General features: G+C 71.0%; 13 protein-coding genes. 1 reads left to right on the top strand and 12 read right to left on the bottom strand.

The genetic code is table 11. From position 1 onward, the window contains the following. Positions 1-17 precede the first annotated feature (17 nt). The 9 genes from AB0F98_RS01130 to AB0F98_RS01090 form a co-directional block, all read right to left on the bottom strand. Positions 18-1,190 carry an alanine--tRNA ligase-related protein gene (locus tag AB0F98_RS01130; protein ID WP_357726747.1) on the bottom strand — a complete coding sequence of 391 codons (1,173 nt, stop codon included), beginning with the start codon at positions 1,188-1,190 and terminating at the stop codon, positions 18-20. A 315-nt stretch (positions 1,191-1,505) separates the two neighbouring features. Beyond that, positions 1,506-3,977 carry a CehA/McbA family metallohydrolase gene (locus AB0F98_RS01125; protein ID WP_357726745.1) on the bottom strand — a complete coding sequence of 824 codons (2,472 nt, stop codon included), beginning with the start codon at positions 3,975-3,977 and terminating at the stop codon, positions 1,506-1,508. Between the two features lie 294 nt (positions 3,978-4,271). Next, the gene (locus AB0F98_RS01120; RefSeq protein ID WP_357726742.1) at positions 4,272-5,879 is read right to left on the bottom strand and encodes an ABC-F family ATP-binding cassette domain-containing protein; all 1,608 of its coding nucleotides are present in this window, start codon (positions 5,877-5,879) and stop codon (positions 4,272-4,274) included. A 25-nt stretch (positions 5,880-5,904) separates the two neighbouring features. Then, the gene (locus AB0F98_RS01115; protein WP_357726739.1) at positions 5,905-6,534 is read right to left on the bottom strand and encodes a hypothetical protein; all 630 of its coding nucleotides are present in this window, start codon (positions 6,532-6,534) and stop codon (positions 5,905-5,907) included. A 29-nt stretch (positions 6,535-6,563) separates the two neighbouring features. Beyond that, a complete protein-coding gene (gene rpmF, locus AB0F98_RS01110) occupies positions 6,564-6,749 on the bottom strand; it encodes a 50S ribosomal protein L32 (RefSeq protein WP_357726736.1) in 186 nt (61 codons plus the stop codon). Between the two features lie 592 nt (positions 6,750-7,341). Continuing rightward, positions 7,342-9,735: an excinuclease ABC subunit UvrA gene (locus AB0F98_RS01105; RefSeq protein ID WP_357726733.1), complete on the bottom strand. Its 2,394-nt coding sequence runs from the start codon at positions 9,733-9,735 to the stop codon at positions 7,342-7,344. Positions 9,736-9,896: 161 nt separating this feature from the next. Next, positions 9,897-10,307, bottom strand: a complete 411-nt coding sequence (locus tag AB0F98_RS01100) for a VOC family protein (protein WP_357726730.1) — start codon at positions 10,305-10,307, stop codon at positions 9,897-9,899. A 5-nt stretch (positions 10,308-10,312) separates the two neighbouring features. Further along, positions 10,313-10,762 (bottom strand): helix-turn-helix transcriptional regulator, encoded by a 450-nt coding sequence (locus AB0F98_RS01095; RefSeq protein WP_357726727.1) that lies wholly within the window; start codon positions 10,760-10,762, stop codon positions 10,313-10,315. An 82-nt stretch (positions 10,763-10,844) separates the two neighbouring features. Then, the gene (locus AB0F98_RS01090) at positions 10,845-13,106 is read right to left on the bottom strand and encodes a catalase (protein WP_357726724.1); all 2,262 of its coding nucleotides are present in this window, start codon (positions 13,104-13,106) and stop codon (positions 10,845-10,847) included. Between the two features lie 188 nt (positions 13,107-13,294). On the opposite strand from AB0F98_RS01090, the gene AB0F98_RS01085 reads away from it, so the two are divergent. Then, positions 13,295-13,861, top strand: a complete 567-nt coding sequence (locus tag AB0F98_RS01085) for a cysteine hydrolase family protein (RefSeq protein WP_357726721.1) — start codon at positions 13,295-13,297, stop codon at positions 13,859-13,861. 231 nt (positions 13,862-14,092) lie between these two features. Here the strand turns inward: AB0F98_RS01085 and AB0F98_RS01080 are convergent, their stop codons facing one another. The 3 genes from AB0F98_RS01080 to AB0F98_RS01070 form a co-directional block, all read right to left on the bottom strand. Further along, entirely contained in the window at positions 14,093-14,416 is a 324-nt protein-coding gene (locus AB0F98_RS01080; RefSeq protein ID WP_357726718.1) for a M1 family aminopeptidase, read from the bottom strand. Between the two features lie 220 nt (positions 14,417-14,636). Further along, on the bottom strand, positions 14,637-15,515 hold the full coding sequence (locus tag AB0F98_RS01075; protein ID WP_357726715.1) for an alpha/beta hydrolase: 879 nt from the start codon (positions 15,513-15,515) through the stop codon (positions 14,637-14,639). Positions 15,516-15,653: 138 nt separating this feature from the next. Further along, a complete protein-coding gene (locus tag AB0F98_RS01070; protein WP_357726712.1) occupies positions 15,654-16,616 on the bottom strand; it encodes a sigma-70 family RNA polymerase sigma factor in 963 nt (320 codons plus the stop codon). Between the last annotated feature and the right edge of the window lie 118 nt (positions 16,617-16,734).

Here is a 16,734-nt window from a genome sequence, read left to right as displayed (position 1 = left end):
CGGAGCACCGTAGTCGTTCACGCCGCCTCGGCGACCAGGCCGTCGACCAGTTCGCGGGGGAGCCCGTAGGTGTCGTGCAGGTGGCGGTAGTCCTCGTCGCGCAGCGGTCCGCGGGACAGGTGACGCGACACGACCGGGCGTCCACGGCGCAGCAGGTCCCGGAACCGCCGCTCCTCGGCGAGCAGCAGGTAGCGCAGCTCGTCGATGTCCGCGTGTTGCCGGAACTGGTCGAGCGTCCGCGTGAACGGCTCGTCCGGCAGGTCGCCGAGGCTGCGCGCCGGGTCGCCGCGCCACAGCGTGGTGAGCGTACGGCGGATCAGCCGGCGCAGCACGTAGCCGCGACCGGTGTTCGTGGGACGCACCCCGTCGGCCATGACGACCACGCTGGACCGTAGGTGGTCGCAGACGAGGCGTAGCTCCTCCTCGTCCGGCTGCCACAGGCCGTCGACGTCGCGTACCCAGGGCACGAAGCTGTCGCCCTCGAAGACCGAACGGTGGCCGCGCAGCACCATCTCCAGACGCTCCAGCCCCATTCCGGTGTCGACGTCGGGCCGGTGTAGCGGCTCCAGCCGGCCGTCGCCGTGCCGGTGGTAGCGCATCCCCACGTGGTTCCACACCTCCATCCACCGCCCGTCGGTGCCCGGGGTGCCGGTCGGCGGGGTGCCGCCGGTCCACACGAAGATCTCCGAGTCGGGCCCGCACGGCCCGGTCGGTCCGTTGGACCACCAGTTCTCCCGGCCGGTCAGCTCGACGGGTATGCCGAGTTGCTCCCAGACCCCCAGCGCGCCGGTGTCCGGTCCGACCTGGTCGTCGCCACCGAACACGGTCGCGTGCAGCCGGTCGTGGGGAACCCCGAAGCCGTCGCGGAGCAGTTCATAGCCCCACCGCAGGCTCTGCGGGACGCCGTAGTCACCGAGGGACCAGGATCCGAGCATCTGGAAGACGGTCAGGTGGGTGTCGTCGCCGACCTCGCCCAGGTCGGTGGTGCGCAGGCAACGCTGGACGTTCACCAGCCGTCGGCCCAGCGGGTGTGGCCGTCCCTCCAGGTAGGGCGTCAGCGGATGCATCCCGGAGGTGGTGAAGAGGACCGGATCGTCCGGGGGCCGGACCAGCGTGCTCTCGGGAAGGGGCCGGTGACCCCGCTCGCGGTAGAAGTCGAGGAACGTCCCGATGATCTTCTCGGATGTCATGGTGCGACCTTTCGGGTCGGATTGACCGGAAAGGTCCGCAGGCACGGGAGAGGGTGCGGAGACACGAAAGCCGGCGGACCGTTTCCGGCCGCCGGCGGGGACTCAGGAGGTCAGGCTGCGGCGACCGTCGAGCGGGTAGCTCGTGCGGTCGCGGCGAAGGACAGCCCGGTGGTCTCCATGCCTGGCACACTATCTCGTTCCGCCGCCGGCGCCCACCTGGTTGCTCTCGGCGGGCAGGTGGGCAGGCGGGCGGGATGGATGTCCGGCCCCGGTCGGGGCGGCCAGCGGACAAGCCGCCGCCCCGACCGGATCGGCTCAGCCCTGCCGCACCAGGTAGATCTCCTGGGTACGGTCACGTTGGCTGCGCGTGGCCCGGCGGTCGCTGGTGAAGACGACCGCCCCCTTGTCCACGGCCGGCCAGGTGTTGTTCCCGAGGGTGCTCACCTGCAGGGGTGGCGTCCAGCCTGCGGGGTTGCGCCGGGAGGTGAAGACCTTCCAGCGCCAGTCGGCGGATCGGGAGTCGTACCAGACGACGCGGACCGTGCCGTCCGGGTCGGCGGCGACCCGGGGCCGCTGGCTCATCGCGTTCGGGTCGAGCGCGACGGGCTCGGCCGCCGACCAGGTCACACCGTCGCTGGAACGGCTCGCCCGCAGCGACAGGTTCGCCCCGGAGGCCGAGAGCGCCTTCGATTCCCAGACCACGACGTACGCCCCGTCACGGTCCACCGCCACGCCCGGGTGCCGGTCGGCGGCGTCGTCGTTGCCGCTGACCCGTACGGGGGCGCTCCAGCTCCTGCCCTCGCCGGCCCGCACCGCGGCCATGATCTCCCAGTTGTCGGGGTTGGTGCCGCCGCTGGCGGGCTGGCCGGCGGGCGGGGTGTGACCGGTCCAACCGGCGTCGGGGTCGAACCGGTTGTCCTGCCAGGTCACGACGATCCGCCGGTCCTTCGTCACGGCGATCGCCGGGAAGAGGGAGGCCGGGTGGATCGGCGAGCGGGCGTCGGCGGACGTGCCCGGGACGATCACCTTGCCGGCGGCCGACACGTTGACCGGCTCGCGGTCGACGCCGACGACCTGGACGCGGACGTCGAAGGCGCCCCCACTGTTCTCCGCCCAGGCCACCACCGGGTGCCCGCCGTCGAGGAGGGCGAGCGCGGGGTGCTCGGCCCGCCCCTGCCCGGTCGCCAGCTGCTCGGCCGCCCCGAAGCTCTGCCCGCAGTTGTGGCTGTGGCGCAGCCAGATGCCCGGCCGGTGCGGCTGCTCATGTCCCCTGGCGTCCTGCCAGACCACCCAGACGTCCTTGCCCGAAACGGCCACGCGGGGTGCGCGAGCGGTGCCGGAGTCCTCGGAGAGCACGACGGTCTTGTCGCTGTGCGGGTTCCCGTGCCCGTCGAGTCGGCGGTAGACCACGGACGTCCGGTGGCCCTCGTGCACCTCGGCGACGACGTGGGAGACCTGCCCGTCGACGGCGATGTCGGCGAACCCGGCGAAGCCGCCCGGCTCACCCACCGCGAGCTCGGCCCGGTCGTTCGTGCCGTTCGCCGCCGGGAGTTCGATCTCGGGAGCCGGTACGGCGGCCTGCTTCACCGACACGAAGATCGGCGACGTGGCGGCGCGCAACTGGTCGGGCAGGTTCGGGTCCGCCTCCCGGCCGGAGAGCTCGCCCGGGGCGCGGACCTCGACCCGGTACCAGGTGTGGTCAGCGGTCAGCGCGAGCGGAATCAGCCAGGTCTGGTCGTCCGTTGTGGGCACGTACGTGGCGACCGGCCCGGCCGAGCGACCCGGGGCGGCGTACACGAGCACCCGAGCGCCGACACCGGCCTTGACCCGCACCCGCAGGGCGGCCCGCTTCGGCAGGGAGCGACTCCCGACGATCACCTCGTCGCCGCCCATCGCCTCGAACCGGCCGTCGCCGTCCAGGTCGGCCTCGATCGTGGCGAACGCACCGCCCGTGCCGTACGTCAGCGTCGTACGGCCGGCGCGGAGCGCGTCGAGGATGGCGCGGGTCGTCCGTTCCGCCGCGAAGACCCAGGTGGTGGGCTTACCGGGGGCGCTGTTCGGGCGCAGCTCCTTGAAGTGGCTGTCGCTGGCCGCCACGCCCCCGAAGCGGAATCCGTGGTTCCAGCGGTTCTCGGCGTACTCGATCTCGACGTCGGGGTTGCTGCTGGCGTTCCACAGCTCGACGGCGTCGACGCCCTGCACGTTGGCGTTGTCGTTCGGGCCGGCGGCCGGGGTGTACTCGCCGTCGTCCGGGTGGGCGACGGACCAGAACGCGTCCTGGGCGTGCGTGTCCCAGATCGACTGCTGGATGTGGCGGAACGCGGCCGAGCCGGGCGGGTTCGCGCCGTCCACCACCGTGTCCACCGCGCCGAGGACCACCGAGTGCGGGGAGCCGTTCACCTCCTCACCGGTGAGGAGCAGCAGTTTGTCGGAGCGCCACAGCGGGTCCCAGTGCTGGTCGAAGGTGCGGTGGTCGGTCAGCGGCAGGAAGGCCAGGCCGGCCGACTCCGCATAGGCGATCTGGTCGCTGACCGGGAGGTTGCCCGGGTCGCGCTGGTCCGTCAGCTGGCGTGGTGCGCTGCCGTCCGACGAGTGGTCGTCGTGCACGTGGGTGTCACCTGGTAGCCAGACGCCGTCCGGCTCGCCGCTCCTGCCGGGCTTGCGCTCGTCGACTGCGCCGGGCGTGGCCGCGTCACCCGCGTCCGCCCAGGCGGCGGCACCGGGCAGCAGCGCGGCAGCCGTGACGGCACCGCCGATGGCGATGAACTTCCTGCGGTCTAGTTCCATGCGACCCTCATCTCGTACGAGCCCCGGGTCGGCGCGAGCTGTCCCGACACGACTCGGCGGGCTCGGTCGTTCGAACGGTCGCGACGCTAGCCAGGCCGGTGGGCGCGTTGCGTGAATCGTCGGTGAAGACCGGATGGCTGTCGGTCGAGCTTCCGCGCCGTTGTGGCCCTCGCCACGTCTGCGAACTGGGCAATCGGCGTCGAGTCATGGTCGATCCCGCCTGTGCGAGCGAGGAGGCGGGTCGATGACGACCCACCTCCTCGCTCGCCTGTCGAAGCGCGCTCTCCAGGGCGGTCAGGCGTCCAGGGACCGGCGCTGATGCATCCGCCCGTTCCCGTCGAGCTCGATGACGGTGTCGACGCCGATCCGTTCGAGGAAGGCGAAGTCGTGGCTGACGATGAGGAGGGCGCCGCGGTACGCGTCGAGGGCTTCCGCGAGTTGCTCGACGCTCGCGATGTCGAGGTTGTTCGTCGGCTCGTCCAGGATCAGCAGTTGGGCGGGCGGTTCGGCCAGGAGGAGCCGGGCGAGCGAGACCCGGAATCGCTCCCCGCCGGAGAGGGTGCGGACGGGGCGGTCCACGCTGTCGCCGCGAAGGAGCAGCCTGGCGAGTTGGTTGCGGATGGTGCCCGCCGGCGTGCCCGGAGCGACGGCCTGCACGTTGTCCATTGCGCTGGCGTCGTCGTCGAGCCCGTCGAGGCGTTGCGGAAGGTACCCGACGAGTTCGGTGACGAGGCGACCGTGGGGTCGCCCGGGAGTCGGCTCGGCGCGCTGAACCAGTCGATCGATCAGGGTGGACTTCCCGGCGCCGTTCGCGCCGATCAGCGCCACCCGCTCCGGGCCCTGGATCACGATGGTCCGGTTCTCGTCCTCCAGCTCCACCAGGCGCCGTCCGCGTGGGACGTCCGGGTCGGGCAGGACGAGGTGGATGTGCTCCTCGTCGCGGACACGTGCGCCCGCCGCGTCGAGGGCGGCCTGCGCGGCCCGGACCTTGTCGTCGAGAGTGGAGCGCAGCGATCCCGCGGATGCCTGGGCCTTGCTGGCGCGGTTGCCGGCGAGGATCTTCGGGATGCCGCCGTCCTTCTGGGTCTTCTTCGCTGTCCGTTCGCGGCGTGCCAGCTTCGTCTCCGCTTCGATACGTTGCCGCTTCTCCACCTTGAGCGCCTGCTGAGCTGAGCGTGCGGCTTGCATCGCGGCCGCCTGCTCCTGCTCCTGGTGTTCCTTCCACGCGCTGTAGGGGCCGCCGAACGTCTCCAGGGTGCCGCCGTAGAGCTCGGTGGTGTTCTCCATGCGCTCCAGCAGGTCGAGGTCGTGGCTCACGACGACGAGCGTCCCGGGCCACTGGTCGACGAACTCGGCGAGCTTGGCGCGCGTGGCGCGGTCGAGGTTGTTGGTGGGCTCGTCGAGCAGCGTGATCGGAGTGCGCCGGATGCGCAGTCCCGTGATCGCGATGAGCATGGCCTCCCCACCGGAGACTTCGGCGACCCGGCGGTCGAGGTCCGCGGCGGCGAACCCGATCTGATGCAGCGCCTCGTCGGCGCGGGCCTCGATGTCCCAGTCGTCGCCGATCGCATCGAAGTGATGTTCGCCGGTGTCGCCGGCCTCGATGGCCTTGAGCGCGGCGAGGATGCCCTGAATGCCGAGCAGTTCGGCGACGGTGGTCTCCTGCCGCAGGGTGAGCGTCTGCGGCAGGTAGCCGACCTCACCGCTGGTCTCGATCTGGCCGGCGGTCGGTCGCAGGTTACCGGCCATGAGCCGGAGCAGAGTGGACTTGCCGGCGCCGTTGCGACCGATGAGCCCGGTCCGACCGGTGCTGAAGGTGCCGGTGACGCCGGCGAGCGCGACGGTGCCGTCGGGCCACTCGAAGGTCAGATCCCGGAGGGTGACGGCGGACTTCGTAGACATGAGTGGTGGTTCCTTTTCTCTTCCGTCAACCGCCGACAGGCGTGACGGGGATCGGTTCCTCGTAGCCGGTGGTCTGCTCCGCCGTCGCCAACGGATGGATGTGCGGGAATTCGACGGGAGCGGCCTTCGGGGAGTGCGTGGAGAGGTATCTGGCGTGCAGTTGCCCGCAGGCAGCGTCGATACCCGTGCCGGACTGGCGTCTTCTGGTCGCGTGCACACCGCGCGAGGTGAGCCCGTGCACGAACTCGTCGGTGCGGGCCGGGGACGGGGCGCGATACTCCGGCGCTGCGCCGGCCGCCTCGTTGTAGCGGATGACGCTGACGTGGAACAGTTCGGGCCGGGAGCGCTGGTGGACCAGCGCCGCGAGAGCGGCGAGATGCTCGGCGCTGTCGTTGACGTCGGCGATGAGCAGATAGGCCAGGTACACCTTCCTGTGGCTCGTGGCTGCCTGCCGGTCGAGGATGTCGAGGCTCCGCGCGAGCGGGTACCTCTCCAGCCGCGGACCGAACCGCTCCGCGAGGTCGCCACGGAGACGCGCCGGGAGGGCGTGGACGTCGGCGAAGTTCTCGGCTGTCGAGCTTCGCCACGCCGTGACGAGTTGACGGAACCGGAACGCGGGCTCGCCGGCCTCGGCGAGGTGATCGCGGATGCGCATCCAACGGCTTCGTGTTGTCAGGACGGTGCTCACGTGTCACTGCCCGTGGGGGGCAAGACCTCACGTCCCCGATAGGAGCCGCAGTGCTGGCAGGCGCGGTGCGGAGGCGTGGGCTTACCGCAGGCGGGATTCGTGCAGGTGGTGAGTGCCGGCGCGCTGGCCTTCCAGTGCGCGCGACGGTGACGGGCGCGGGAGCGCGAGGTGCGATGCTGCATGGCAATGCCCTTCCGTGGATGGGTGGCGAAGCCAGACGGATCTGGCGGAACGACCGACCACGGAGCCGGGTGCCGATGCGGCGAGAGAATCGACGGGATGCCGAGGCGCCACCGTCCTGCGGCGAGGCGCCGCTACCCGGATGTCGGGCAGGAGGTGGTTGCGTACCTGGCAGGTCGAAGTCGCGCGTTCGCAGTCATGTACCCGGGACCAGGATCGGTACGATGCGAACGTGCCGGCGAGACGCACGCGGCGGTGTCAACGCCCGAGAAGGGCGGACTCACGCGTGGGTGCGTGGAAAACGATCGTTCACTGGCGCGGGCGGTGCCCACACGAGTGAAAGCCACCGGCAGTTCGGTGGCTAGGCTCTGTCTACCTCAATCAGTCCCACGTTCACATTCTATCAGCCTCGCCTGGGGGTCCGAGACGGCCGGCGGTGGGCCCGCGTCGCCCTGCCTCCGCCAGCCGTGGCCGGCGCTGCCGGTGACACCTCGGGGTCGATCCGCATCGAAGCCGAGATGCTGTCGGACCTGCGCCGAGCCTGCAACGGCCCGGGTCAGGTGCGACCCGGGCCGAGGCCCTCGCGGTGCTCGATCAGGCGCCGACGTAGGCGGCGAGGTGCTCGCCGGTGAGGGTGGAGCGGGCGGCGACGAGGTCGGCGGGAGTGCCCTCGAAGACGATCCGGCCGCCGTCGTGGCCGGCGCCGGGGCCGAGGTCGATGAGCCAGTCGGCGTGGGCCATGACCGCCTGGTGGTGCTCGATGACGATGACCGACTTGCCGGAGTCGACGAGCCGGTCGAGCAGGCCGAGCAGCTGCTCGACGTCGGCGAGGTGCAGCCCGGTGGTCGGCTCGTCGAGGACGTAGACACCGCCCTTCTCGGCCATGTGGGTGGCCAGCTTGAGCCGCTGCCGCTCGCCGCCGGAGAGCGTGGTGAGCGGCTGCCCGAGGGTGAGGTAACCGAGCCCCACGTCGGCGAGCCGGTCGAGGATGGCGTGCGCGGCCGGCGTGCGGGCCTCGCCGACGCCGAAGAACTCCTCGGCCTCGGTCACCGACATCGCGAGCACCTCGCTGATGTCGCGGCCGCCGAGGTGGTACTCCAGCACCGACGCCTGGAACCGCCTGCCCTCGCACTCCTCGCAGGTGGTGGCGACCCCGGCCATCATGCCCAGGTCCGTGTAGATGACACCGGCGCCGTTGCAGGTGGGGCAGGCGCCCTCGGAGTTGGGACTGAACAGCGCCGGCTTCACCCCGTTGGCCTTCGCGAACGCCTTGCGGATCGGGTCGAGCAGTCCCGTGTAGGTCGCCGGGTTGCTCCGCCGCGAGCCACGGATCCCGGTCTGGTCGACCGAGACCACCCCGTCCCGTCCGGACACCGAACCGTGGATCAGTGAACTCTTGCCCGAGCCCGCCACGCCGGTGACGACGACCAGCACGCCGAGGGGGATGTCGACGTCGACGTCCCGCAGGTTGTGGGTGTCGGCGCCGCGTACCGACAGGACTCCGGTCGGCTTCCGCACCGACGGCTTCAAGGCGGCCCGGTCGTCGAGATGTTGCCCGGTGAGCGTGCCGCTGGCCCGCAGCCCGTCGACGGTGCCCTCGAACACCACCTCGCCGCCGCCCGTGCCGGCGCCGGGCCCGAGGTCGACGACGTGGTCGCCGATCGCGATCGTCTCCGGCTTGTGCTCCACCACCAGCACGGTGTTGCCCTTGTCGCGCAGCCGCAGCAGCAGATTGTTCATCCGCTGGATGTCGTGCGGGTGCAGGCCGATCGTAGGTTCGTCGAAGACGTAGGTCACGTCGGTGAGCGACGAGCCGAGGTGCCGGATCATCTTGGTCCGCTGTGCCTCGCCACCGGACAGGGTGCCGGCCGGCCGGTCGAGCGAGAGATACCCCAGGCCGATCTCCTCGAACGAGTCGAAGAGGTGTTGCAGCCCGGTGAGCAGCGGGGCGACCGATGGCTCGTCGAGGTCCCGGATCCAGGAGGCCAGGTCGCTGATCTGCATCGCGCAGACGTCGGCGATGCTCTTGCCCTTGATCTTCGACGAACGGGCCTCCTTGCTCAGCCGGGTGCCGTCGCACTCGGGGCAGGTCGTGAACGTCACCGCCCGCTCCACGAAGGCGCGGATGTGTGGCTGAAGCGCGTCGACGTCCTTGGACAGGAACGACTTCTGGATCTGCGGGATCAATCCCGCGTACGTCAGGTTGATCCCGTCGACCTTGATCTTGGTCGGCTCCCGGTACAGCAGGTCGTGGAGCTCCTTCTTGGTGTACCTGCGGATCGGCTTGTCCGGGTCGAAGTAGCCGCAGCCACGGAAGATGCGGCCGAACCAGCCCTCCATGCTGTAGCCGGGGATGGTGAGGGCGCCCTCGTTGAGCGACTTGCTGTCGTCGTACAGCTGGGTCAGGTCGATGTCGTTGACCGAACCCATGCCCTCGCAGCGCGGACACATGCCGCCGAGCCGGTTGAAGGTCGCCCGCTCGGTCTTCGTCCGCCCGGCGCCGCGCTCGACGGTGATCGCGCCGCTGGCCTTCACCGAGGGCACGTTGAAGGAGTACGCGTTCGGTGAGCCGATGTGCGGCCGCCCGAGCCTGCTGAAGAGGATGCGCAGCATCGCGTTGGCGTCGGTGGCGGTGCCGACCGTGGAGCGGGGATTGGCGCCCATCCGCTCCTGGTCGACGATGATCGCCGTCGTCAGTCCCTCCAGGACGTCGACCTCAGGCCGGGACAGCGTCGGCATGAAGCCCTGCACGAACGCGCTGTACGTCTCGTTGATCATCCGCTGTGACTCGGCGGCGATCGTGCCGAACACCAGGGAGCTCTTGCCCGAACCGGAGACGCCGGTGAACACCGTCAGCCGGCGCTTCGGGATCTCGACGTTGACGTCCTTGAGGTTGTTCTCGCGGGCACCCTGCACGCGGATCACCTCGTGGCGGTCGGCGGCGTGCGGCGCAGGCGAGTGGGCGTTCGTCCGCGTGGCCTTGCTCATCGGATCTCCCTCTGTCGGGCGAGGCGGTCGCTGCGGTCCCCGTCGACGTCGCCCAATCAATCTTTGCGGCTTCGAGCAGTATGTCTGGTCTTCCTATGCCGGGGCGGTCGCGCCACGGCCCTGGCCGCTCCCGGCAGGGCGACCGCGAGCGCCCGGAGAACTCAGCGTGCTGCGTTGATACGGATCAGGTTGCCGGTCGGATCGCGGAAGGCGCAATCGCGAACACCGTACGGCTGCTCGGTCGGCTCCTGGACGACCTCCGCGCCACTGGCCACCAGCCGCTCGAACACCTCGTCGAGATCGTCGCTGGCCAGCGTCACGGCGCCGTAGCTGCCCTTGGCGATCAGTTCGAGGATGGTCCGTCGCTCGTCGTCGGTGATGCCGGGATCGGCGGCCGGGGGGTGCAGGACGATCGAGGTGCCCGGCTGCTTGACCGGGCCGACGGTGATCCAGCGCATCCCCCCGTATCCGACGTCGTTGCGGACCTCGAAGCCGAGGGTGTCGCGATAGAAGGCCAGCGCGGCGTCCGGATCGGTCTGCGGGAGGAAGGCGTAGTGAATGGTGATGTCCATGGCGGTCAGGCTAGTTGCGTCCCGCTGACCCGCGCTTCTCGAATCCTGATCGGTCTGGTCACCTGTTTCGACATGCACGACGGCATCTCCGCCGCAGCGGAGGCGGCCTGGGCGCGATAGGTGCTCGGCGGCACCCCGACCAACTCCGTGAAGCGGGTGCTGAAGGTGCCCAGCGACGAGCAGCCGACCGCGAAACAGACGTCCGTGACGCTGAGGTCGCCACGACGCAGCAGCGCCATGGCACGCTCGATCCGCCGGGTCATCAGGTACGAGTACGGCGACTCACCGTAGGCGTTCCGGAACTGGCGGCTGAGGTGCCCGGCCGACATGTTCACCCCGCGCGCGAGCGCCTCGACGTTCAGTGGCTGCGCGTACTCCCGATCGATCCGGTCACGGACACGGCGAAGCAGCGCGAGGTCGCGCAGGTGCTGCGCGAAGGCGGGATCGCTGGTCACCCGCCGAATCGTACGCTGCGCCGGGACCGACGAGGGGCCGTTCCTCCCGTCGGAGGAACGGCCCCTCGCCCCGGCCGCCGGGTCAGCGGACCGAGGCCGGGAACCGCTCCCACACCCGGTGCGCGGTCATCAGCCGCCGCACCGCGCCGAACGCCTCGACGCCGGACTCGACGGTCACCACGCCAGGTGTCCCCGTCACACCGGCCCGCTCCAGGACGATCACAGCGGGCCCCCACGCGCCGACCGCCTTGGCGTGCCGCCAGACCTCCTCGACCAGGAGCAGCACCCGCGGATCCACGGTCGCCGACCCGGCCGCGCCGGCCTTGCCGTCGCGGGCAGGCAGCGCGTCCGGCGCGGGAGCCGGGGCACCGGCCAGCAGCAACGCGTCGAACTCGACCGACCGGGCGGTGGCGAAGGTCCGCTGGACCGGAAGGTCGCCGACCACACCGCCGTGCGGGGCGATGAGCAGGGGCACCATGCCCGCGCCGAGCACGGCCCGGCGTACCTCGGACAGGCCGTCGAGATCGCCGTCTGGGTCGACGACGATCCCCACCACGCGGCCGTCGCCCGGCCACTCCCGGCCCAGCTGCGACAGGGCGGGACTCGGCGCGACGTCGGCGAGCGGCACGGTCGGCTCCGGCGCCGGCAGCCCCAGCCCGGCGGCGACCTGCGCGCACAACACGGGGTCGATGTTGGCGAGACACTGCAACTGCCGTTCCCGGATCGCCTGGTGGAAGCACTTGCCGAGTTCGAACGCGTACGCGCGGACGATGTGCTCCTTCTCCACCGGTGACATGCTCAGCCAGAACAGGCGTGCCTGGCTGAAGTGGTCGTCGAAGGAGACCGGGTTCGCGCGTACCTTCGGGGCCTCCGCCACCGTGACCGGCACGTCGACGAACGCGTTCTCGTCGTCCCCCGCCGGAGAGGGGTTGCCACCGTCGAGCGAGTTCGGCCGGTACGGGGCCACCCCGGCATGGACGGCGTGTTGGTGGAAGCCGTCGCGCTGCATGTCGTTGACCGGGGCGTGCGGGCGGTTGACCGGGATCTGGGCGAAGTTCGGGCCGCCCAGCCGGGTGAGCTGCGTGTCGACGTACGAGAAGAGCCTGCCCTGCAACAACGGATCGTTCGTGACGTCGATCCCCGGCGGCAGGTGGCCCACGTGGAAGGCGACCTGCTCGACCTCGGCGAAGAAGTTCGTCGGCGTCCGGTTGAGGACCAGCCGCCCGACCGCCTGCACCGGGGCCAGCTCCTCCGGCACGATCGTCGTCGGATCGAGCAGGTCGATCCCGGCGAAGGTCTCCTCGGGGGTGTCGGGGAAGACCTGGAGGCCGAGTTCCCATTCGGGGAACGCGCCCGCCTCGATGGCGTCGTACAGGTCCCGGCGGTGGAAGTCCGGGTCCACACCGCCCAGCAGCTGCGCCTCCTCCCAGGTCAGGGAGTGCACGCCCAGCTTGGGCTTCCAGTGGAACTTCACCAGCGCCGTCTCGCCGGCGGCGTTGACCAGCCGGAACGTGTGTACGCCGAAGCCCTCCATCATCCGGTAGGAGCGGGGGATGCCCCGGTCGGACATGTTCCAGATGGTGTGGTGCTGCGCCTCGGTGTGCAGGGAGACGAAGTCCCAGAAGGTGTCGTGCGCGCTCTGGGCCTGCGGAATCTCCCGGTCAGGGTGCGGCTTGCCGGCGTGGATGATGTCGGGGAACTTGATCGCGTCCTGGATGAAGAAGACCGGGATGTTGTTGGCGACGAGGTCGAACGTGCCCTCGTCGGTGTAGAACTTCGTGGCGAAGCCACGCGTGTCGCGGACCGTGTCGGCCGAGCCGCGCGACCCGAGCACGGTGGAGAAGCGTACGAAGACCTGGGTCTCCCGGCCCTTGCTGAGGAAGGCCGCCTTCGTGATCCCGTCGGCGGTGCCGTATCCGGTGAACACACCGTGCGCCCCGGCGCCCCGCGCGTGCACGACGCGCTCGGGAATGCGCTCGTGGTCGAAATGCGTGATCTTCTCGCGCAGATGGTGGTCCTGGAGCAGGACCGGGCCGCGCGGGCCGGCCTTCAGGGAGTGGTCCGTATCGCGCAGCCGGGCCCCCTGCGCGCTGGTCAGGTAGGCGCCCTGCTGGCCGTACGCGGTCGGCGGCGCGCCGGTCCGCGCGCCGGTGGGCGTGCGGGTCTGCGGCGCACCCTGATCCTTCTTCGGCGGCAACGGGTCGTGCGGCGCCGTCGGCTCGTCGACGGTCGGCGCGGCGCTGCCCGGCGCACCGGGCAGGTCGGGAGTCAGCACGTCGGCCACCTTCTCGGCGGCGGCCTCGACGGCATCGCGGACCGCCTTGGCTGGTTTGCTGGAATCCATCTGGACGCTTCCTCCAGGAGCTGTTTGGAGCGGGCCTGTACGCCCTACCCCCACCCAGAGCAGGCAAAACGGACCAGGAGGCCATCGGCGGACGCCGTTTCTGTCGGCGGTCGAGCCTAGGGTGGAGCGGCACGGTACCCATCCACCGGATCCGATTCCCGGATTCGGGAGGCGAACCAGGAGCTGTCATGACCACCCTCCCCGACCGGCCGCACACCGCCCTGCTCGTCATCGACGTGCAGAACGGGGTGGTGGCCAACGCGCACGACCGCGACGGCGTCATCTCCAACATCAACGTCCTGCTCGATCGGGCCCGCGCGCAGGACGTGCCGGTCATCTGGGTGCAGCACGCCGACGAGCAGCTCGTGCGGGGCAGCGAGAGCTGGCAGTACGTCCCGGAGCTGGTCCAGCGCGAGGGAGAGCCGCTGGTCCACAAGAACTACGGCGACTCGTTCGAGGCCACCGACCTGGAGGCGTTGCTCGCCGAGCGTGGCGTGGGGCGGGTGCTGATCACGGGCGCATCGACCGACGCGTGCATTCGCTCGACCTTGCACGGGGCCTTCGTCCGCGGCTACGACGTGACCCTGGTCGCCGACGCGCACACCACGGACGACCTCAGCGCTTACGGCGCTCCCCCGCCGGCCCAGGTGATCGCGCACACCAACCTCTACTGGAAGTTCCAGAGCGCGCCCGGCCGCAGCGCCGGCACGGTGGACACGGCCGACGTGGTGTTCGCGCCGTCCCGGGTCGGCTGAGCGGGCGCCCGGACGACACTCCGGGTGGACCGGTGCCCGCCGGTCCACCCGGGTCCTGTGCCGGTCAGGACGTCAGCGGGCCGGTCTCCGGGGGCGCGTCGATGAGCGAGGTGAAGTCGTGGCCCGTCACCCGGTTGACGTACGCGGCCCGAACTCCCCGCGCAGCTGCGCGTCGATCTCCCGGCTGCCGCGGACGAACTCGGCGTCGCTGACGTTGTTCCACTCCTTCGCTTAGAGCTTCTCGGCGTAGAGGGCCCAGCCCTCGCTGACCCAGAAGGCGTTCCAGCCGGTGGGGGTGACCGCGTCGCCGAACCAGTGGCGGGCGAGTTCGTGCAGGACGGTGCGGTCGAAGCGGCCGTCACCGAAGATCGGGAAGATGTTGCCGAGGGTGACCATCTGCTGGGTCTCCATCGCCGAGGCCGAATCGGCCAGGACCACGCCGGCGGAGTCGAACGGGTACGAGCCGAACTTCTCCTCCAGCCAGGTGAGGTAGCTCGGCGTGCGCTTCAACATCGGCAGGAACTGCTGATCCGTCGTGATCGGAGCCTGCACCACGAGCTTCTCCTCCGCGGAGACGCTGCCGCGCACGGGCCTGCCGTCGAGGGTGAGGGAGTCGAGGTTGTACGGCTTGAAGTCCAGGCTCAGCGAGGCGGCGTCCCGTCCGGCGGCCCAGTCCGCGTACGGGCCGGGCAGCGCGCTCGCGCCGGGCGTGAGGGAGGTCCTCCCTCCCGGGCGGGCGCGTCGCCCCGGGTGCCGGAGCGACGCGCCCAGTGGCTCAGCGACGCAGCAGCTCCGTCACGGCCTTCGTGAACTCCTCCGGCTGCTCGATGTGCCCGAAGTGGCCGCTCTGTTCCAGGACGGCCAGGTGTGAGCCCTTGATGCCCTCGTGCAGTTGCTCGGCCCACCGCGGCCCGCAGATGAAGTCGTACGAGCCGACGATGACCACGGTCGGCGCGGTGATCTCGCCGAGCCGGTCCCGCACGTCGAACGGCACCGGATCCTGCGCCGACGCCGGCTCCGCCCAGGCCTGGACGCCGGCCACGAACGGGGCGAACTCGTCCCGGCGAGCCCAGAAGTCCGCGAAGTAGACCGGCAGGCCTCCGCGCAGGCCGGTGGTCAGCGTCTCGTCGTCGGTGGCGCTGATGGCCTGCTGGAAGGCGGCCGGGATCGCGGCCGCCTCCGGGTTCTCCGGGTACCGCTGCGGGTACGCGGCCAGCCCTTCCATCGCCACGTTCCAGAACTCGGCGCCGGTCACCGGGGAGGTGTCGTAGAGGGCGAGACCGGCGACGCGCTCGGGGTGCTCCAGCGCGTACCGCTGGACGACGAAACCACCGTACGAGTGGCCGAGCAGATGCACCCGCGGTTCGCCGAGGTGCTCGACGACAGCGGCCAGGAACCGGACGTAGGTGTCGAGACGGTAGCCGTCGCGGCTCTCGAGGCGGCCGGAGGCGCCGGTGCCGACCGGCTCGACGTACACCATCGTGAAGTGCTCCTCGAGGCGCGGTGCCCGCAGGTACGCCCAGACGATGCCGGGGCCGCCGGAGTGCGCGACGCAGACCGGGCCGCTGCCCGCGACGTGGTAGACCTGCCGGACGCCGTCGACGTCGAACTCGTGCCGTCCCGGGGCAAGGTTGGCGGAACTGGTGGAATTCATGACTCTCCCGTTGCTTGGCCCGCCCGGCGGTGCGCCGAGGCGGGTGTCGAGCGCTGATGCCGGGAACCAGATGCGCCGGTGGGCCGGAAAGTTCGCTCGGTCGGGAGATCTTTTCCAGCGACCCGGCCGCGCCGCGGCTCACTCCGCCGAGCTGCGGCTCTCCCGGGAGCCAGTCGGGTGGAAAAGGGTCATCCGCCGCACCCGGCCCTCGTTCAGCTCGTAGAGCCAGAGGGCACCCGGCGGGCAGTGCTCCGGGTCGTCCGGCGGGCTGATCAGATCGGTCTCCCAGATCAGCAGGTCGCGGCTGGCCACGACGTTGCGCAGGCGCTGGCGTACGCCGTCGTTCAGGTCGTTCGTCATGCCCTTGACGGCGAAGTCCCGGCCACCGCGCACGCCGATCTCCGGCACGAGCATCTCGGCGTCGGGCCACCAGGTGTCGCGTACCACGCGTTCCCAGTCGCCGCGCATCGCCGCGGCCAGCGTGTCCCGGCCCTCGCGCCACCGCGCGTCGGTCGCCGCCGCCGCGTCGGGGTGCGCTGCCGTGCCCGCCGCGCGTAGACCGTCGGCGAGCTTGCGGCGGGCGTGGTTGAGCCGGCTGCGGACGGTGCCGACCGGCAAGCCGGCCAGCGTCGCGATCTGGTCGTACGAGGAGGCGTCGCTGAAGTACCGGAGCAGGGTGACCAGCCGGTCGGACTCGGAGAGCGCGTCGATCGCGTGCCACACCCAGTCGCGCAGTGCACCCCGGTCCAGTGCCTGCTCCGGGGTGGGCGAGTCAGCGGGCAGGGCGAACCACTCCGGTTCGGCCACTGGCAGCGGACGGGCCGCGCGCAGCACCATCCGGCAGTTGTTGCGGACGACCGTCCGCAGCCAGGCGCCGACCGCCGCGGGGTCGCGGACCTCGCCGATGCGGCTGAGGGCGATCACCATGGCGTCCTGTACCGCGTCCTCGGCGTCCGGACCGTAACCGAGCATGCTCACGGCGACCGCCCGCATCTGCGCCTCGTGCCGGGAGAGCAGCACACCGAGCGCCGTGGCATCGCCGGTCTGCGCGAGCCGGACGAGCGGGCTGTCGTCCGCCGCGGCGCCCATCGAGGTCTTCACCGGCTCCCGTCCGCTCCGTCCCAGGTCGCACCCGCGTACCCAGTCGAGTGTGCCCGGCTGGTCCGGCGTTACCCCGTTGTGCGCGCCGGAATTGTGTCCTTCCTCTCGGCGGCGAGGA

It is taken from the genome of Micromonospora sp. NPDC023737 (genome assembly GCF_040639715.1).
Taxonomy (GTDB): Bacteria; Actinomycetota; Actinomycetes; order Mycobacteriales; family Micromonosporaceae; genus Micromonospora.
The sequence above is the reverse complement of the archived record's forward strand: the minus strand, read 5'-3'. Positions and strand labels throughout refer to the sequence as shown.